This is a genomic window from Pseudomonas fluorescens, assembly GCF_902497855.1.
In the GTDB taxonomy this organism is placed as follows: Bacteria; Pseudomonadota; Gammaproteobacteria; order Pseudomonadales; family Pseudomonadaceae; genus Aquipseudomonas; species Aquipseudomonas fluorescens_BI.
Map to the genome: position 1 here is coordinate 1 of NZ_CABVHU010000034.1, position 17,981 is coordinate 17,981.

Below are 17,981 nucleotides of genomic sequence, written 5' to 3' on the forward strand. Positions count from 1 at the left end.
CATATAACCTTTGCCCTTATCGCCTTTGATGTTAATAATCGCGCCGCTTTCAGACAGTCACGCAACTTGCCCTCTAACTTCGAGTGATCGGCAAGTCTCTCTCGTATCGCTCCGACTCTTACCAATCTCAACTATCGCAAGTTGAGCCAGGCCGAAATCGTGCCGGGTTCGGCTGTCATGCGGCGCACTAGAACTGCGTAAGGAAGGCATCATCGTTCGCCATCATTCACCGATCAGGATCCTCTCGATTTTCGGCACCCGTCCGGAAGCCATCAAGATGGCGCCCCTGGTCAAGGCTCTCGCTGCGGAGCCCGGCATTCATTCGCAGATCTGCATCACCGGCCAACACCAAAGCATGCTTAAACAGGTGCTGGATCTGTTCGACTTGAAGGCCGATTACACCCTTGATGTCATGACCCCCAAGCAGACCCTGAACTCGCTGACCGCGGCGTTATACGCAGCGATCGACCCGGTGCTGGAAATGACCCGGCCGGATCGGGTGCTGGTGCATGGCGATACGACCTCGGCCATGGTCGCGGCGATGGCGTCCTTTCACCGGCGCATTCCCGTGGGCCACGTCGAAGCCGGCTTGCGTACCGGTGATATCTACAGCCCGTGGCCGGAGGAAATGAACCGGCGCTGCATCGACCTGGGGGCGGACCTGCTGTTTGCACCGACCTGTGAATCCCGCGACAACCTGCTGGGCGAACGCCTGCAAGGGAAGACGCTGGTGACCGGCAATACCGTAATCGACGCCTTGCAAATGACGGCAAGGCGCATCGATCAGAACCCGGCGCTGCGAGACAGCCTGGACCGGCAGTTCGCGTTCCTGCAGCCCGGGCGGAAAGTGTTGCTGGTGACCGGCCATCGTCGGGAAAACTTCGGCGACGGCTTCCTCGATATTTGCAAGGCCCTGCGCCACCTGGCGCGGCGCGGGGATATCCAGATCGTCTATCCGGTGCATCTGAACCCCAACGTGCTGGGCCCGGTAACCGAACAACTGGGCGACTTGCCCAACGTGCACTTGATCGAACCCCTCGACTACCTGGCGTTCGTGCGCCTGATGCAGCGTGCCCATGTGATTCTCACTGACTCCGGTGGCGTGCAGGAAGAAGCGCCCTCCCTGGGCAAGCCGGTGCTGGTGATGCGCGATGTCACTGAACGGCCGGAAGCCGTGGCCGCGGGTACCGTGCGGCTGGTCGGGACTGCACCGGCTTCGATCATCCAGGGGGTCAACGCGCTGTTCGATGACGATCTGTTATGGCGCCGAACGGCCCAGGCGGCCAACCCTTACGGCGATGGCAAGGCCAGTGCCCGCATCGTCGACGCCTTGTTGGGCCGCACGGTCGATGAGTTTGCCGTGAAACGTCCGCCGGGACAGCGGCAACACGCCCGTGCCGTACCGTAAAAAAAATCACTCGGTGTTCACCTCTCTGTAACCCGCCCGCCCTCTCTTACCTGCTCGAGATCTGCCTGAATGAAGTCTTCCGTTGCCCTCCATACGGGTGCGCTCAGCGCCCTTGCCTGTGGCGTGAGCCTGCTTGCGCTCATGCCCGCCTTTGCCCTGGCGGCGGACAGCCCGCTCACCCAGGCGATCAACCGGCTCAACGCCGATACCCGGCAGGAGCGCGAAATTCGCTTGAGCGACCTGGGGATCGACGCACCGATCATCCTCGGTTCCACCGACGCCCGCCGCGAACTGTACCTGCCGGTGCCCGCCGGTGTGCCGCTGACGGACGCCACGCTGAATTTCGACGCCAGTTACCTCAATGGCGAGGGTGGCCGCAATACATTGCTGCTGTCGCTGGACGGCTATCCGGTTCGCGCCGAAGGGCTCAGCGAAGCCCAGGGCGATGCCAGCGCCACGTTGGGCGTGGACAAGAAAGCGCGGGACAGCGGCTCGCTGCGCCTGGGCATTGCCTGGTCGTCGATCGTGTCCAGGGTGCTGTGCGAAGACGAACGCGCCATTGGCAACGTTCTACGTATCGAGCCCGCCACCCGCCTCAATTACAGCTATGACGCCAACCAGCTACAGGACGTCGGCGCCGCCTGGACCGCGTTGCCGGGCAAGCCGGGGATCATGGTCGCACCGGGCACCCTGTCCGCTGACAGCTACGACGCGGCCTGGCGCCTGGGTGTGGCCCTGGAGCGCATTGGCAAGCACAGTCGCATCCTGCCCTTCCCTGCCCTGCAAGACAGCGTTGACCTCAGCGGCCTGCGCATCCCCGCTGAACTGCTGGCGATTCCGGCGTTCGCGGGCCTCAACGGCAAAGGCACGCACGTTCTGGCGGACCCGGCGCAAATCGGCGCGCTATTGATGCTGGGGCAGACACCGAACGTCCAGGCGGACCTGGCCGTCAACGATCCGCAACTGCTCAAGGCCATCAATGAGTCACTGGACGCGCTGCAGCGCCAGATCCAGGGCCTCGACGCCACGGCAGCCAACGCCTTCACGCAATGGCGTGAGCGGCATATCAATGCAGGTCTGGCCGCCACCGGAACGGACAATGTGCGCCTGGCATTGCTCGGTACGCGACCGGTGCTGATGATCGCGCCCCAGGCCACCGGCAAGGCGCTGGCCCTGTTCAGTCCAGCCTGGAACACCTTGGCCCGCAGCCGCCAATTGACGGTCAGCGAAGCACAGCTGCCGTTGAGCGCCGACGGTCGCGTGGCCTTGTCGCGCCTGGGCGGCAATCCCGGCGCCATCGACGTTTTGGCCAAGTCCGACTGGAGCACCTCGTTCCCCTTGGGCAGTGTGGCCTATGACGGTCGCCTGCCGGTCAAGGCGGTCATCGATGTGTCTGCCGCCCCCGGCGCCTCGGACACCGCGCCGGTGGCCTCGCTGTTCCTCAACGACTACCTGATTGGCGCGCAACAGCTGGTGGCCAATGGGGAAAAGCAACGCATCGAAGCGTCTGTCCCGCGCTACGCCCTGGGCTCGAAAAACGTGTTGCGGGTGTCGTTCCAGCGCCAGCCGGTCAGCGACCGCTGCCTGGAAACACCCCAGGCGTTCCCGGTCTCGGTGCTGCCCACCAGCCACATCGTGCTGGAAAAAACCGCGCTGGATAACGACTTCTCCGGCATGGCCGCGCGCTTTGCCATGGACGCGCAAATCCTGGTACCACAAGCCTACCTCGAGCATCCGGCGAACAGCTTGCCGCAAGTGATCTCGGTGGCCGATGCCGCCGGCGTTTCGCCACTGCGGGCACACTTGAAAGTCAGTGCCGACCCCAAGGCGTCGGTTACGCCGGACAAAGCCTTCCTTGCCTTCGAGCTGCCGATCAAGGACAGCAAGGAATCGGTGCAGGTCGATGAGCAGGGTCGCCTGCGCATCAATCACAAGGACCAGGTGCTGCTGGACGTGCATCCCCTCAACCACCTGGCCTCGTTGCAAGTGGTGGCTGCCGGCGGCCAGCATGGCCTGGTCTACCGCGCCCTGGGCGCCGACGCACCGCGTATCGCCCGGCAGATTCTGCTGACCCGCGGCGACGTGGCCATCCTCGGGGACAAGGGTGCACTGACCACCTTCGACACCCAGGACCCGAGCGGCAGCCAACTGATCGACAACGAAGAACCCAAGGGGCTGGACGCCTGGCGTAAACCGTCGTGGCTGTGGCTGATTCCCGGCGGCATCCTGTTTGTGCTCATCCTGTTGCTGGCCGGCCGTAATGCCCGTCGCAATCGCCAGTAACGGAAACCTTCGATGACCTCGCTTTATTGGCCCTATTGGCTGGCCCACTACTACAGCTTCCTGGAGATCTCGACCATTGTGGTCGCGGTGCTGATCCTGATCTCCGGCCTGGACGATCTGTTCATCGACCTGTGGTACTGGTCGCGCCGCCTGTTCCGCAAACTCACCGCGGAGCGCAAATACCGGCCGCTGACGGCCGAGCAGTTGCTGGCCCGGGATGAACAGCCCCTGGCGATCATGGTCCCGGCCTGGCTGGAATATGACGTGATCGCACCGATGATCGAGAACATGGTGTCGACCCTGGATTACCAGAACTATGTGGTCTTCGTTGGCACCTACATCAACGACCAGCGCACCATCGATGAAGTCGAACGCATGCGCCGGCGCTACAAGCAGCTGCACCGGGTGGAAGTGCCGCATGCCGGCCCGACCTGCAAGGCCGACTGCCTGAATTGGGTGATCCAGGCCATCTTCCTCCATGAGCAAACCCATGGCATGACCTTCGCCGGCGTGGTGATGCACGACAGTGAAGACGTGCTGCATCCGATGGAATTGCGCCTGTTCAACTATCTGCTGCCACGCAAGGACATGATCCAGCTGCCGGTGGTGTCACTGGAACGCAACTGGTACGAGTGGGTGGCCGGCACCTACATGGACGAATTCGCCGAATGGCACGGCAAGGATCTGGTGGTGCGTGAAAGCATGACCGATACCGTGCCATCGGCCGGTGTCGGCACCTGTTTCTCCCACCGTGCCCTGCGCGTGCTGGCCGGGAAAAACCGGAACCAGCCGTTCAACACCGACAGCCTGACCGAGGACTACGACGTCGGCGCGCGCCTGGCCAAGGTCGGCATGAATGCGATCTTCGTGCAGTTCCCGGTGCAGTTTCGGGTGTTGCGCAAGTCATGGTTCCGCAAGCCTTACGAATCGACCCTGAAAATGCCGTTGTGCGTGCGCGAATTGTTCCCGGACACCTTCCGCACCGCGTTCCGCCAGAAAGCGCGCTGGACCCTGGGCATCGGGTTGCAAGGTTGGGAACAAATGGGCTGGAGCGGCTCGCTGGCCAATCGGTATCTACTGTTTCGTGACCGCAAAGGCCTGGTGACGGCGTTCGTCAGCATCATCGCCTATCTCATTCTGGCGCAATTGCTGGGCCTGATCATCCTGCGCCAGAGTGGCTTGTGGGACGTGAGTTTCCCGACGCCGTTCGAAAGCAATGGTTTTATCGCGTACTTGCTGCTGGCCAACGGTATCGCCCTGGCCTGGCGGATCGCGCACCGCTGCTATTTCACCACCGTGCTGTACGGCTGGCAGCATGGCTTGCTGTCCATCCCGCGGATGGTCGTGGGCAATTTCGTCAACTTCATGGCAGCGTCCCGTGCCTGGCGCATGTTCCTGGTCGGCAAGGTGCTCAACCGCAAGCTGGTCTGGGACAAGACCATGCACGACTTCCCGTCCACCGACCTGGTCGCTGCCGCACCGCGCAAGCTGGGCAGCGTGCTGCTGTCCTGGCAGGCGATCAACGACGCCGACCTGCAAAGCGCCCTGGCCGAACAGAAAACCCGGCACATGCCGTTGGGGCGGATTCTGCTCAGCAACGGATGGCTGGACGACGAAACCCTGGCCGAAGCCATCGCCTTCCAGAACGACTTGCCGCGGGTGTTCGACGTAGCGGCCAAGGCACGGGACTCGACGCTGATGCTGGACGATGAATTTGCCCTGCGCTGGCGCGTGGTGCCGCTGGGCTTGAATGCCCAGGGCCATGCGCAAGTGGCCGTGGCCAACCCGCTGCCGACCGAAGGTCTGCAACAGGTCAGCAATGAGTTGGGCCGCGTGCCGGTGCAACTGATTGCCCGGGAAAGCGAAATCGTCGCGCGATTGCGTCAGCTGAAAGTGCGCGAAGGCCAGTCGGTTCCCGACGCCGGAGCACCACTGCTGGGCGACCTGCTGATCGAAATGGGCCTGATGGATCGCCACGTGTTCAGCCGCACCATGCTGCAGTACCGCCCGCAATATCACGGCCGCATCGGCGACTACCTGGTCGACAGCGGCGTGCTGCCTCGCGCCACCATCGAAAGGGCCGTCGCGCGTCAGCACAGCCACTATCCCGAGGAGCTTCCGGCATGAACCGCCCTTTCCTGACCCTCATGGCCACGGGGCTGAGCCTGATGCCCGGGTTGGTTCATGGCCAGACGCTGCCGTTGCCGTTGACCGGGCCGGCCTATGTGGCCGCCAACGAGGCGTACAGCGCCTACGAACGCAAAGACTACGACCTGGCTATCGCCAAGGCCCGCGAAGCGTTGCGCCAGCGAGCCGACATCACCCGCTTGAACACGCTGATCGGGCTGGCACAGCGCGACAAGGACCTGCGTGATCATCCCAAGCGCTACCCGCAGTCCCGCCAGGCCCCGGGCTTCGGTGCCGCGGCCCGGGCCTTCAAAGCCTATGATCGCGATGACTTCGGCCTCGCTGCCCAGGCAGCACGCCAAGCCATCGCACAGGCACCCGGGCGCATGGATTACCGGTTGCTGTTGATCGAATCCTTGCAGCGCCAACCAGATCTGCTGGCGGCGGATCAAGCCACCACCCAGGCCCTGGCCATGTTCCCGGACGACGATACGTTGTTGATGCGTCGCGAAGCGATCCGTCGTCAATTGGCGGCACCGCTGGCGGTTCAGGGCTATCGCGCCCTGGAGCAGGGCCAGGTGTCACTGGCCGTGGACCAGGCCAGGAAAGCCGTGGCCTGGGCACCGGAAATCGGCGCCAATCAGCAACTGCTGATCAGTGCCCTGCTCGCCGCCAGGGACTATCCCGGCGCCGAACAGGCCGCGGCGGGGGCATTGGCCCAGGACGATGGCGAAATCGCGCCGTGGATTCTGCGCAGCTATGCCCTTGATCGTCAGGGCCACACCGTCGCCGCCGAAGCGGATCTGAAGCATGCCCTGGCGATCGATGGCCTGCTGGAGGCCGAAGTCCGCGACCTGCGCTTCTTCGCTGCCGACGCCGCCCTGGCCCATGGCGAGCCACAACAGGCGCTCGAGCATCTGCAGCCACTGGCCGACGATGACAGCGGCGAAGTGGCCCGCCGGCGCACCGCCGCGCGAATGGCGCTGCGACAGAAAAACAATGGATTGGACACTGTTGCCGATTTTCCGGCACCGGCCTTGAACTGTCAGGAAACCGCCTTCGGCCTGGTGTGTGATATCTGGCCGGGCACCCAGCGCGACGGCGGCACCGACCTGGCCGGCCAGGCCTACGCGTCCCTGGCCCGCAAGGACGCTGCGACCGCGGCGGCCCTGGCGAACGACGCCATCGCCCGCGCGCCGCGCAATCCGGCGTACCGGCGTCTGCTGGTCAGCGCCCTGAGCGAGCAGAAACGCGTGCCTGAAGCCATCGCGGCGGCCAGCGAAGGCCTCAGGATCACCGGCGACGACGCCCGGCTGCTGGCCCAGCGCGGCCGCCTGCGTCAGCAATCCGGTGACGATGCCGGCGCACGCCAGGACTTCACCCGGGCCTTGGCCTTGGGCAGCCTGCCCGCTTACGAAGAAGCCAGTCTGTACGCCGCCATCGGCCAACGCCGCACCGCGCGCGAACGGCTGCAACAGGCGCGGGACACGGGCGAACTGGAGTCGATGAGCCAGCTGCAGATCGCTTATCTGTCGGTCCAGGCCGGCGACGATGACGCGGCCCACGGGTCGTTTCGCAAGGCCGACGCCGATACCCGGCTCACGCCCACAGCAACCCAGGACGCTGCCTACACCGCCATGCGGGTCAATGACGACGAGCAAGCCGTCAGCTACTTCAAGCGCGTGATCGACGCACAAGGTTCCGGTGACCTCGACATGCCCCCACAGCAGCTGTTCGACACCCGTCGCGCAGTGGCCGATGTGTCGCGCACCTGGGGCCTGACCAGCACCACCAGTTATCGGGGCAACAGTTCCAGCAGTGGCCTGAGTGCCGCCCCGACCAGCGGCAGCACCAGCAATGACAACCTTCAGAACAGCACCGAATTGTCCTGGCGTCCCCTGGGTTATCGCAACGCACGGTTTGTCGAACTCTACGGCCGCGTCACCGATACCCTGTGGAGCAAGAACAGCGATTCGGACACCGGTTTCGATGCCCTGCAAGGCGCCGTCGGCGTTCGGGTCAAACCGTTCACGGCGCTGAACGTGATGGCCGCCGTCGAGCGCACATTCCCCCTGGGATCGTCGGACGTCGATGGCGACTGGCTGGTGCGCCTGGGCTATGGCTCCAGCGTCGGCACCGACCTGCGGGTGGATACCTCCAGCTGGTGGACTTCGCAGTTGTTTGCCGAGGCCGGTCATTACATCAATGACTCGCGCGATTACTTCAACAGCGAATGGCAGGTGGGCCGCAGTTATGCCGTCGGTGGCACGGGTTCGCGCTGGGTGAGCTTCCCCCATGTCGTGGCCGCGTTCGACTACGACTCCAAAATGCACAGCGAAACGGCGGCCGACGGCAGCACGGACTCATCATCGGGCAAGGCGGGAGGCCTCGGTGTCGGTAACAACGTGCGCTACTGGTTCCGCGAAGATACCTACAACGCCCCCCGCTCCTATGTGGACTTTTCCCTGCAGTACCGCGTGAAAGTGCTGGGCGATGAGCGCGCCGAAGGCGTGTTCGCGCGCCTGACCTATTCCTATTGAGGACTGACATGAACGCTAGAGTTTTTTTGTGGCTGGGTCTTGGCCTGGTCCCGCCAGGGGCACAAGCCGCCCCTGAAATCGCCCGTCTTTACGCGCCCACACTGCCCGAAGGCTCCGCCTGGGTACGGGTGGTCAATCCCGGCGATACTTCCATGCAGGTCCGTGTAGGCCAAGGCGCGACCCTGGCCCTTTCCGCCCAGGCCGAGGTGGCCAGCCCGTTCCAGATCGTGGACTCGCAACAGCCGATTGACGTGACCGTCAATGGTCGCGAGATCAAAGGCCTGACCGCACCGAAAGGCGCCTGGGTTACGCTGATTCTCGACAGCAACCCGGCACGGGCCCCACGCCTGGTCATCGATCCGCCGCTGCGCGGCAAAGACCTGCGCGCCGAACTCAACTTTTATAACCTGGGCAGCGGCTGTGAACAGGCCGAGATCCAGCTGGCCAATGGCGCCCCGGTATTCAAGCAGGTGCCGTTCAACGGACAAGCCCAGCGCACGATCAACCCGGTGCAGGCGACGTTGGTTGCCAGCTGCGATCAGAACCGCAGCCTGCCGATGAAACTGGCGCCCTTCAAGGCCGGCGATCGCTATAGCCTGTTCCTGGTCGGTTCCCCTCAGGCGCCACGTTTGATTGGCCTTGTCGACCAGGCTGCACCATGATCCTTTCCTTCAACCCCCAGCGGTTTATCCAGCGCTTGTCGATTTCCCGCATGGTCGCCGGTCTGCTGCTGGGATTGTCGGGCACTGGCGCGCAAGCGGCGTCGGCAGTGATCACCGGCAACGGCGGCTGGTTGTTCCCGGCCTGGGAAAGCCTGAGCAAGGTCGATAACCCCGGCACGACCCGCAACATTACGCTGGTGAAACAACTCCAGCAGCAACTTGCACGCCAACACATCGGGTTGGTTGTGCTGGTGGTGCCGATGAAAGCGCCGTTTTATGCCCGGCGTCTGCCCGCCGATCAGCCCTTGAGCGCTGCCGTCATGCAGCGCTATGACCACTTGCAGGGCGACCTGACCCGAGCGGGCCTGACCACGCTGGACATCAAACCGATCCTGCACCGGACCGAGCAAGGCCAGCAGACCGCGTTTTACCGCGCCGATTACCACTGGACAGCCTGGAGCGCCGAAAACACCGCCGACGCCACGGCGCAACTGATCTCCAAGCGATATTCCCTGTCGGGTGAAACGGGCGGCGGCGCGGCGTTGGGCCACTGGTTCGACCGACGCGCGTTCGGCGACCTGGCCAGCAACTTCCTGCCGGCGGTCAAGCGCAAGGCCATTGGCCGCGACATCTACACCGTGCGCCATCAGGCAGAGAAAGACCTGCTGATCGATGACGCGCCGGCAGCGGTCCAGGTGGTCGGCAACAGCTTTGTCCAGCCGTACCTGGGATTTACCCAGAAGCTGTCCAACGCCCTCGACCGTCCGGTCGCGCTGACCTGGAACCCCGGCGATGTCGGCCCGTGGGCTACGCTGCTGCAATACCTGGAGTCGCCGGATTTTGCGCAACACAAACCGCAAGTCATCGTCTGGCAATTCAATGAAGGCCAGTTCCACCTTGGCCATGATGCCGGCGCGAACTGGAATGCAAAAGGCGTGACCCCGCTGGGCCAATGGCATCAGCGCATCGAGAAGGCACTGCAGTGAGAATCTTCGGCTACACCGCCAGTCGCGCAACGGTTGCGGCGCTGTTGCTCGCCGTCCTCCTCGGCGCGGGTGTCGGCATGCTCTACGTGACGAGTACCAAGGCCCTGGAACCGGGGATCGTCGGCATCGTCTGGCAGCCGGACAACAAGACTGTCGGCATCAATGGCAACTGGGAAAAACTGGGCGCTCGGGAACTGTTGGTGCAATGGACTGTGGTCGACGATCAGGCTTTCGTTCCCGACAGCGGCTTGCCCAGCGTCCCCGTCCTGCCTGATTGGGCGCGCATCGCCAAGGCACCCTGGGCCCAGGATGTCATCCTCGGACTGGCCGGTTACTTCAGCGAGAACCGCTCACGGGACAATATCGAGCAACTGGCGGCGGTCTCGGAACGCATCGCCAGGTTGCCGACGCCCCTGCACGTCACCGGCTGGTATTTCCCGGCCGAAGTCGACCCCAGCTGGACCCGCGCCAAAGAACTGCCGGCGCTGCTGGCCAAGCTGCCCCGACCGCTGTGGATCAGTGTCTACGACGGCGCCAACATCGGCCCCGCGGCCACTGCCGACTGGCTCAAGCAATGGCTGCCGGATGACATCGGCGTGTTCTTTCAGGATGGCGTCGGCGTTTATGCGCGCACGGCACCGGTGGCCCGAACCTATGCCGACGCCTTGGCCGACCGCCTGGGCAAGGAGCGTGTGCGCATCATCGTCGAAGCCTTTCGCCCCAACTTCGGCGGCGGGTTCCGCTCCGCGACTGCGGCCGAACTCAAGACGCAGCTAGCGCCCTATGACGGCTATCCGCTGTACCTGTTCGACGGCCCGCACTACGTGACACCCGAACTGGTGGAGCAATTGCAGCCCTGACGACCCAATGCCCCCTGTAGGAGCGAGCTTGCTCGCGATGGACTCAAGTGCGCCGCGTTTAACCAGCAAACACGCGTTATCGTTAACGTCCATCGCGAGCAAGCTCGCTCCTACAGGACCGACGTTAGCCGCATCAATTTGCCGAAACCAGCCTGAGCCCGATAACGCCAGCCAGGATCAGCGCAATGCACATTATTCTCAGCGCCGTGGCGGCATCGCCCAGCAGCGCCATGCCCAGGATCGCGGTGCCCGCCGCGCCAATACCGGTCCAGACCGCATAGGCGGTACCGACCGGTAGCGTCCGCAGTGACAGTGAAAGCAGAAAGACGCTCGACAAGCCCGTGGCGGCCGCCAGCAGTCCGGGGATCAATCGGGTGAAACCTTCGGAGCCTTTCATGTAGAAAGCGAAGGCGATTTCGAGAATGCCGGCGATGCCCAATAGTGCCCATGCCATGGTGATAGCCCTTGGTGAAATCGGTCCGTAAGTTGACTCGCCAGGCGTTATCGCCTGGCGAGACCGTTTGAGCGTTCCAGGGGGTCGATCAAGCCTTGTTGGCAGCCGCAGGTTTCGAACGGAACGCAACGCCGAAGCGGTTAAACGCGTTCATCAAACCGATCGCGTACGTCAGATCGGCCAGTTCCTTATCACCGAACTCGGCAGCCGCGGCTGCATAGTCGGCATCGGGAACGCCGGTTTCGGCGACGCGAGTCACAGTTTCCGCCCAGCTCAGTGCCACACGTTCGCGCTGGGTGAAGACTTCACCGGCGTCGTGCCACACCGGCACCAGCACCAACTTGTCCACGCTCACGCCCAGCTTGAGCAGATCGCGAGAATGCATGTCGATGCAAAATGCGCAGCCGTTTATCTGCGAGACCCGCAGATAGACCAGGTCGATCAGTTCGTGGGACAGACCGCTGTTTTGCAAGCAGACGTAGACGCCGCCGAATGCCTTGTAACCTTCCGGAGAAGCTTTGGAGTAGTCGATACGGTTACTCATGATGGGGCCTTGTGTTTACTGGATAAGGGACGCCATCGTGCTGCGGCTTGGCCTATTTGATAAGGTCCATGATTGGTGTTCCAATCTGGGCCATGATCCTTATAGCGCTCACAATCATGGCCCATTCAATGACTCCATTCATGGCTCTTTGTTATAGGTCATAAGCTTCATAGAGTGATTCCCCTCACATCAGTATCTTCAGCAACGGGTGAATCATGAAAATCCTCCACGTTACCTGCAGTCCTCGTGGGCAAGCTTCCGAGAGCTATCGACTGTCAAAAAAAGTCATCGGTTGTCTGCTCGATAACGAGCCAACGGCAACCGTCATCAGCCGGGTCGTGGGGGGTGATGCGCTGCCGCAAGTCGATGAGGATTACGCCATTTCCCAACAGGTGTGCGCAGACGTTTCGCAAGAAGGGTCTCTTGCCCGTTCCGATGAGTTGATCGAGGAACTGCAGAGCGCCGATGTGGTGGTCATCGGCACCCCCATGCATAACTTCACGGTACCCGCCGCACTAAAAGTCTGGATCGATCACATCGCTCGGGTTCGTCGCACCTTCAATGTCGGCGCGCAAGGTAAAACCAGCCTGCTGCTTGACCGTCCGGTGTTCGTCGCCGTGGCCTCCGGCGGCAGATTTTCCGGAGTGAACCCGCGTCAGCCGGATTTCCTCACGCCCTATCTGACCGCCGTGCTGGGCATGATCGGGCTGCATGCACTTACATTCTTCTCGGTGGAGGGCACTGCCTTGGGGCCGGAGGCCGTCGTGGAGGCCAGGCGCAAGGCAGACCAGGCGTTGCAAACGTATTTTTCTTCGAGTCGATGACCCGACTCACTGCTGAGCCAACCCGGCGGCGCCGGTATTACTCGTAGGGGAGCCAGAGCACCGGGCCCGGCGGCAACTTGTGCCACGGATAGCCCTTCGCGCCGAGTTCAAAGGCGTACTCGAACAAGCGCTTCATGTACTCGCCATCGAATCGATGATTGCGCGAAAAGCCGAAGTCGGTGCCGATATAGGCAAGATTGAAGTCGGCCCCGTCCTGCTTCGCCATCCGGTAGATTCGATCGAGGTCGCTGATGCCCTGGGTTTGAATCAACGCACTGATGGCTCGACCGCCGATGCTCAAGGTACGGCGCTTCGTACCGGACCACTGCGGTTCCAGCTTGCCGTTACGAATGACATAGAAGTGACGTTCATGGCGCATGGGTGCGCCCGGCACTTTGTTCATCGCCATCACGGTGCCCGGCGGGTACAGGAACATCTGGGTGATGACGCCGCCATCCACGTGCATTTCCTGGAACAGTTTGCCGTCGACTTCCACATCGATCATGACCGGGGAAACGGCGCCGGGAATGCTCATCGAGGCGACCATGATGTTGCGAAACAGCTCAAGCGCCCCCGGCGCCTGGCTGGCGGCGATAGTGCCCATGTTCCAGGTGACCGGCCGCGCGGAATCAAGGTCGGTGGTGCCGATCATCAGGATCCGTCCCTTGTCATATTCCGCCGCGATCTGCGCCAGCACCTCGGGCGTGATGTACTTCGCGATGAGCCGCGCCAGTGGCTTGCTGTCTGCGACTCCGTCGCTGGCAAGCCGCGTCAGGACATTACGCGAACGGAAAATGTCCTTCGGGCCGACGGCGTTGCAAATATGCTGGATGACCGCATCGTACTGCGGCCCCAGGAACGCGAACGGGGCGACCAGGGCGCCGGCGCTGATGCCCGTGACAATCTTGAACACCGGGCGGGTGCCATGCAGGGTCCACCCCGCAATGAGCCCCGCGGCAAAGGTGCCGGCGTCGCCACCACCGGAAATGGCCAGCATGCTTGCCAGCGGCAGGATGGTGTCCGGCCTGCCGGTTGCCATGAGTGCCTCATGCTCTCTCCTATTGGATGCAATGGCATCCTGAATGAACGGGCTCAGGTCCTGGTCCATCCAGTAGCGCGCGTTGGGAATACCCGGTATCACCGCTTTTTCCGTTAAAGTCGGTGGCACGGCATCGCGGCGTTGCAGGCATGCCTGAAGCAACATGTTCAGGGTCGAGGCACCGGGTCTGAGCTGGAACGGGTTCAAAACGTCTCCTCCGGCCCCTGCATTCGACAGAGAACGCGCTCATCCTGTTATTCGTTGAGATGTCCTTGCCGGTGGTGCCCGAGATGGCTATTTGCAAGCTCAGCGCGACACCTTGGTCAATCGTCCAGTCACTTATCTTGCGCCCCTTTACGAGAGAAACAAACACGTTGGCCGCGTCCCGGGATGTCTGGGCAAAACCCTTGCAATGCAGGTCACCGTGTCTGTCGTGATGGCAGGTTTCCCGATAAAAAAAACAATGAGCACACTGTCCGCAGCCATGACCCATCAAATCAACAACCTTTCCCCCCTCGACCCCAGCTCCCCGGAACCCATCTACCGGCAAATCTACTGGCGGTTCCGCGCGGCGATCACTGACGGTGTGCTCACACCGGGGGAGCGGATTCCCGCGGCCCGGGCGCTTGCTAAGGAGCTTGGCCTGGCGCGAGGTACCATCGACACCGCGTATTCACTGCTGACCGCCGAGGGTTATATCCAGTCCCGTGGCCAGGCTGGTACGGTGGTGGCGCCGGGCATCGACGTCAGGGCGCTTTCGGCCCGCCCGGAGCGGACATCCGGGTCGATGGCAAGCGCCGCTATCAGGCACAAGGCGCCCGTCCTGCCGTTTCAAATGGCCCTGCCCGCGCTGGACGCGTTCCCCAGAAAAATATGGGCGCAAATCGGTGCCCGCTGTGTGCGGGCGACCCGGATCCAGGACATGGCCAACCCGTCGGTCTACGGCCTGGAATCGCTGCGCAGCGCGATAGCCACCTACCTGCAGGTGGCACGGGGAATTACTTGCTCGCCCGCTCAAGTCTTCATCACCTCCGGATACCGCAACACCCTGTCGCTGGTCGCGTACGCGCTGCTCGAACCTGGCGACCGCGTACTGGTGGAAGACCCTGGCTACCTGCCGACCCGCCAGTTGCTGGAGCAGCTGCAGATGGACGTGGCGCCGGTTGCGGTGGACCGGGACGGCATGCGGGTCGAGGACGCTGTGCGCGATTCGGCGGGAGCGCGTGCGGCGGTTGTGACCCCGGCTCACCAAAGCCCGCTGTGCGTGTCGTTGTCGCTGCCGCGCCGCCTGCAACTGCTGGAATGGGCGAGCCGTGAGCACGCCTGGATTGTCGAGGACGATTACGACGGCGAGTACCGCTACATCAGCCGCCCGCTGCCCGCGCTCAAGAGCCTGGACCGCGATGGCCGGGTGCTTTATTGCGGCACGTTCAGCAAGGTGCTGTTTCCTGGCATCCGTCTCGCGTATCTGATTGTGCCGCCGGCGCAGGTCGAACGCTTCGAACAGGTCAGCCAGATATTCCTCGGCGGCTGCCCGGAACTCACCCAGGCCATCGTCGCCACCTTTGTGACCGAGGGCCATTTCGCCCGGCATATCCAACGCATGCGCAAACTCTATGGCGAACGCCGGGAGATGACCGCGCAGGGGCTCAGGAAGGCCTTGGGCGATCGGATCCGCATCGATGCGCAACCGGGCGGCATGCACCTGATCCTGCGACTGACGGCACAACAGTCCGATCGGTTGCTGGTCGAGCGTCTGCAGCAGGCGGGTATTTATGCAGAAGCCCTGAGTGACTGGAGCATCGAGGGCAAGGCCGACTCCGCGCTGCTGCTCGGTTTCGCCAACATCGACTGCGAAGACAGTGCCGAACAGCTGGGAAGGCGCATTCTCGAGTTGATGTAACGCAGTGGATCATGGCCCACTCCGACAAGCGGTTCTTGGACCTTTCTCGCCAGTGCGGCGGATCGCATCATCGGTGCTTGCCATCCACCGGGAATCATCCGATGTCCACGCCTGCCCCGCTTCGCAGCATTGCCGTTTTCTCCGGCTCCAACCACGGTTTCAACCCCGCATATGCCGAAGGGGCCCGGGCGCTCGGCCGGGAAATCGCCAAGCGCGGAATACGCCTGGTCTATGGCGGCACCCACAAGGGTTTGATGGGCGTGATGGCCGATACCGTGCTCGCCGAAGGCGGTGAAGTGGTCGGCATCATTACCGATCTGCTGTTCCAACTCGGGCATCTTCATCCCGGACTGACCCGACACGAAGTGACGCAAGACATGCGCAGCCGCAAGACGCGCATGAGTGACTGGGCCGATGCGTTCATCGCGTTGCCAGGCGGCCTGGGGACTTTTGAAGAACTGTTTGAAGCCGCTACCCTGACCCAACTGGGTGAACACCAGAAAGCCATCGCGTGCCTGAATATCGGCGCTTTTTTCGATCCGGTTCGCAGCCTTCTCGAGCATGCCGTGAAAGAAGGTTTCATGAAAAGCGAACACAGCCAGATGCTGATCTTCGACACCGATCCGTCTGCGCTGATCGATGCACTGGAGCAGTGGCAGGCGCCGACGGTCGGCAAATGGATTACAGAGGCGCAAGGCATCAATTGAAATGCAGTCCATGTGTGCGAGCCTACTCGCGAAAACACGGTGTCTCGCGTCATGGGAGCCAGGCTTGCCGGCGAAGGCAGCCTCAATCCCTGCACCACCCATGAAGACGCCTTCGCCGGCAAGCCTGGCTCCTACTTCAACTCCACAGCCGGCACGCCTTTCTTCACGATATAGGTCGCCAGCTCCGACGCCTTGCTTGCACCGACGTTCTTCGCGACATGCGCAGTGCCAGCGGGGATATACAGGGATTCACCGGCCTTGAGCGTTACGGGCGGCTGTCCCTCGAGCTGATACTCGAACGTGCCCTCCAGGACGTAGGCAACTTCCACACCGGGGTGGGAGTGCTTGGGCGATGACACACCCGGATCGATATCAACAAGAACCTGGATCACCTCACGCCCGGAAACATCCAGGTCGCGCTTCAACAGGTCCGTGCGGTGGATCCCGGTCTGCCAGCTTTTGGCCGGCTGCGACGCTTGGCCGGCTTCAGCGGGAGCCTTCGATTCTTGAGCTTGGGAAACGCCTGCGAAGGCAGTGAGCGCCACGCTGGCGGCAATGGCCAGCAGGCCAGTGGTGTTGCGCAAGTTGATTCGGGACATCGCATTTCTCCAGGAGATTACACGGCAAGGCCGCGCCAGGTTTGCCGCGGTTGCGGTGGCTTCATTGGGAGGCCGCCGTGTATCGCGCAAGTGTCACGCAACCCATGGATTTGTATGCGAAGGTAGCTGTCGGAGCGGTGGATACGTACCGATACAAACCGCAGCAGCGTATCGACTTGCCTGCCCGTCAATTCATCGCGAGGGTGAAGCGCCGGCTTCACCCTTGCGACGACAGTTCAGGTTCAGGCCAGGTTGATCTCGACCTCGATATTGCCCCGGGTGGCCTTGGAGTACGGACACAACTGGTGCCCTTTATCCACCAGCTTGCGGGCCGTTTCCTGGTCCATGCCCGGCAGCTTGATGTTGAGGCGAGCCTGGAGCAGGTAACCGCCCGCATTGGTGCCCAGGTCAACTTCGGCATCGATGCTCAGGTCAGGCGGAAGCTTGACCTGCATTTCGCGCGCAGCGACCTGCATTGCACCAATGAAGCAGGCAGACCAACCGGCGGCGAACAACTGCTCCGGGTTGGTGCCGTCGCCCGGCCCGCCAGGGGACGAATGCTTGACGTCGAGACGCCCGTCATCGCTGCGTGACGCGCCGTCCCGTCCACCGGTGGTGTGGACTTTGGCGGTGTAGAGTACTTTTTCGAGCTGGGACATGATGATCTCCTGATTGAAAAGGTAAAAAAATCGCCTTCAACGCACACCGGCTCAAAGTCGCCTCTGGCAGTGGTATTCAAAGACGTCGTTTACGCGCACTCAGGTGAATCGCAAAGCTCGCCTGCTCATCGGATCAGGCTTGGATTTACCTCCTTCGTGAGTGGATCTCTCACTATAGTTGCTGTGAGTGCGTCTATCGGCTTGCCGGAGGGTATCTGCGAGATTTGTGCCTGGCTCCGCCCCCTTGTGGGAGCGGGCTTGAACTGGTCAAGTAATTCCGGACACCGGTTACGGTGTTTATGCCGCCTTTTGCTCCATAGCTATCGGTGATAGGTAACCGTTGTAGCTGTGGAGCCTTGTGCGGTTGTAATACATGAAGAAGCGTA

The 17,981-nt window shown here is 62.5% G+C and carries 15 protein-coding genes; 10 read left to right on the forward strand and 5 right to left on the reverse strand.

Annotated features, from left to right (window positions below; genetic code table 11):
- The first annotated feature begins 277 nt into the window (after nucleotides 1-277).
- The 7 genes from wecB (at nucleotide 278) to F8N96_RS34170 (ending at nucleotide 10,866) form a co-directional block, all read left to right on the forward strand.
- Nucleotides 278-1,408 (forward strand): non-hydrolyzing UDP-N-acetylglucosamine 2-epimerase, encoded by a 1,131-nt coding sequence (wecB, locus tag F8N96_RS34140; protein ID WP_263596471.1) that lies wholly within the window; start codon nucleotides 278-280, stop codon nucleotides 1,406-1,408.
- A gap of 69 nt (nucleotides 1,409-1,477) precedes the next feature.
- The gene (locus F8N96_RS34145; protein WP_150801533.1) at nucleotides 1,478-3,691 is read left to right on the forward strand and encodes a hypothetical protein; all 2,214 of its coding nucleotides are present in this window, start codon (nucleotides 1,478-1,480) and stop codon (nucleotides 3,689-3,691) included.
- A 12-nt stretch (nucleotides 3,692-3,703) separates the two neighbouring features.
- Complete coding sequence (locus tag F8N96_RS34150; protein ID WP_150801534.1) at nucleotides 3,704-5,818, forward strand: glycosyl transferase family protein; 2,115 nt, start codon at nucleotides 3,704-3,706, stop codon at nucleotides 5,816-5,818.
- Nucleotides 5,815-8,358 carry an NfrA family protein gene (locus F8N96_RS34155; RefSeq protein WP_150801535.1) on the forward strand — a complete coding sequence of 848 codons (2,544 nt, stop codon included), beginning with the start codon at nucleotides 5,815-5,817 and terminating at the stop codon, nucleotides 8,356-8,358. Before F8N96_RS34150 ends, F8N96_RS34155 begins: the two co-directional genes overlap by 4 nt.
- 8 nt (nucleotides 8,359-8,366) lie before the next feature.
- Complete coding sequence (locus F8N96_RS34160; protein ID WP_150801536.1) at nucleotides 8,367-9,020, forward strand: alginate O-acetyltransferase AlgF; 654 nt, start codon at nucleotides 8,367-8,369, stop codon at nucleotides 9,018-9,020.
- On the forward strand, nucleotides 9,017-10,006 hold the full coding sequence (locus F8N96_RS34165) for an alginate O-acetyltransferase AlgX-related protein (RefSeq protein WP_150801537.1): 990 nt from the start codon (nucleotides 9,017-9,019) through the stop codon (nucleotides 10,004-10,006). Before F8N96_RS34160 ends, F8N96_RS34165 begins: the two co-directional genes overlap by 4 nt.
- On the forward strand, nucleotides 10,003-10,866 hold the full coding sequence (locus F8N96_RS34170) for a hypothetical protein (RefSeq protein WP_150801538.1): 864 nt from the start codon (nucleotides 10,003-10,005) through the stop codon (nucleotides 10,864-10,866). Before F8N96_RS34165 ends, F8N96_RS34170 begins: the two co-directional genes overlap by 4 nt.
- Before the next feature lie 133 nt (nucleotides 10,867-10,999).
- On the opposite strand, the gene F8N96_RS34180 is transcribed toward F8N96_RS34170, so the two are convergent.
- Together F8N96_RS34180 and F8N96_RS34185 are read right to left on the reverse strand one after the other, a co-directional pair.
- A complete protein-coding gene (locus tag F8N96_RS34180; protein WP_150801539.1) occupies nucleotides 11,000-11,320 on the reverse strand; it encodes a DMT family transporter in 321 nt (106 codons plus the stop codon).
- 88 nt (nucleotides 11,321-11,408) lie between these two features.
- Nucleotides 11,409-11,864 (reverse strand): carboxymuconolactone decarboxylase family protein, encoded by a 456-nt coding sequence (locus tag F8N96_RS34185; protein WP_150801540.1) that lies wholly within the window; start codon nucleotides 11,862-11,864, stop codon nucleotides 11,409-11,411.
- Nucleotides 11,865-12,079: 215 nt separating this feature from the next.
- Between F8N96_RS34185 and F8N96_RS34190 the strand changes: the two genes are divergently transcribed.
- Nucleotides 12,080-12,688: an FMN-dependent NADH-azoreductase gene (locus tag F8N96_RS34190; protein WP_150801541.1), complete on the forward strand. Its 609-nt coding sequence runs from the start codon at nucleotides 12,080-12,082 to the stop codon at nucleotides 12,686-12,688.
- Nucleotides 12,689-12,725: 37 nt separating this feature from the next.
- Here F8N96_RS34190 and F8N96_RS34195 read toward each other — a convergent pair whose 3' ends face one another.
- The gene (locus F8N96_RS34195; protein ID WP_150801542.1) at nucleotides 12,726-13,934 is read right to left on the reverse strand and encodes a patatin-like phospholipase family protein; all 1,209 of its coding nucleotides are present in this window, start codon (nucleotides 13,932-13,934) and stop codon (nucleotides 12,726-12,728) included.
- Between the two features lie 277 nt (nucleotides 13,935-14,211).
- On the opposite strand from F8N96_RS34195, the gene F8N96_RS34200 reads away from it, so the two are divergent.
- Nucleotides 14,212-15,630: a PLP-dependent aminotransferase family protein gene (locus tag F8N96_RS34200; RefSeq protein WP_150801546.1), complete on the forward strand. Its 1,419-nt coding sequence runs from the start codon at nucleotides 14,212-14,214 to the stop codon at nucleotides 15,628-15,630.
- Between the two features lie 101 nt (nucleotides 15,631-15,731).
- Nucleotides 15,732-16,337, forward strand: coding sequence for a TIGR00730 family Rossman fold protein (locus F8N96_RS34205; protein WP_150801543.1), 606 nt, complete (start codon nucleotides 15,732-15,734; stop codon nucleotides 16,335-16,337).
- Nucleotides 16,338-16,468: 131 nt separating this feature from the next.
- Here F8N96_RS34205 and F8N96_RS34210 read toward each other — a convergent pair whose 3' ends face one another.
- Both F8N96_RS34210 and F8N96_RS34215 read right to left on the reverse strand, forming a co-directional pair.
- On the reverse strand, nucleotides 16,469-16,936 hold the full coding sequence (locus F8N96_RS34210; RefSeq protein WP_150801544.1) for a cupin domain-containing protein: 468 nt from the start codon (nucleotides 16,934-16,936) through the stop codon (nucleotides 16,469-16,471).
- A gap of 242 nt (nucleotides 16,937-17,178) precedes the next feature.
- Nucleotides 17,179-17,595 (reverse strand): organic hydroperoxide resistance protein, encoded by a 417-nt coding sequence (locus F8N96_RS34215; protein ID WP_150801545.1) that lies wholly within the window; start codon nucleotides 17,593-17,595, stop codon nucleotides 17,179-17,181.
- Between the last annotated feature and the right edge of the window lie 386 nt (nucleotides 17,596-17,981).

Coding starts and splice junctions, on each gene's coding strand:
- wecB (WP_263596471.1), top strand. CDS start 278: ATGGCGCCCCTGGTCAAGGCTCTCGCTGCGGAGCCCGGCATTCATTCG.
- F8N96_RS34145 (WP_150801533.1), top strand. CDS start 1,478: ATGAAGTCTTCCGTTGCCCTCCATACGGGTGCGCTCAGCGCCCTTGCC.
- F8N96_RS34150 (WP_150801534.1), top strand. CDS start 3,704: ATGACCTCGCTTTATTGGCCCTATTGGCTGGCCCACTACTACAGCTTC.
- F8N96_RS34155 (WP_150801535.1), top strand. CDS start 5,815: ATGAACCGCCCTTTCCTGACCCTCATGGCCACGGGGCTGAGCCTGATG.
- F8N96_RS34160 (WP_150801536.1), top strand. CDS start 8,367: ATGAACGCTAGAGTTTTTTTGTGGCTGGGTCTTGGCCTGGTCCCGCCA.
- F8N96_RS34165 (WP_150801537.1), top strand. CDS start 9,017: ATGATCCTTTCCTTCAACCCCCAGCGGTTTATCCAGCGCTTGTCGATT.
- F8N96_RS34180 (WP_150801539.1), bottom strand. CDS start 11,320: ATGGCATGGGCACTATTGGGCATCGCCGGCATTCTCGAAATCGCCTTC.
- F8N96_RS34185 (WP_150801540.1), bottom strand. CDS start 11,864: ATGAGTAACCGTATCGACTACTCCAAAGCTTCTCCGGAAGGTTACAAG.
- F8N96_RS34190 (WP_150801541.1), top strand. CDS start 12,080: ATGAAAATCCTCCACGTTACCTGCAGTCCTCGTGGGCAAGCTTCCGAG.
- F8N96_RS34200 (WP_150801546.1), top strand. CDS start 14,212: ATGACCCATCAAATCAACAACCTTTCCCCCCTCGACCCCAGCTCCCCG.
- F8N96_RS34205 (WP_150801543.1), top strand. CDS start 15,732: ATGTCCACGCCTGCCCCGCTTCGCAGCATTGCCGTTTTCTCCGGCTCC.
- F8N96_RS34210 (WP_150801544.1), bottom strand. CDS start 16,936: ATGTCCCGAATCAACTTGCGCAACACCACTGGCCTGCTGGCCATTGCC.
- F8N96_RS34215 (WP_150801545.1), bottom strand. CDS start 17,595: ATGTCCCAGCTCGAAAAAGTACTCTACACCGCCAAAGTCCACACCACC.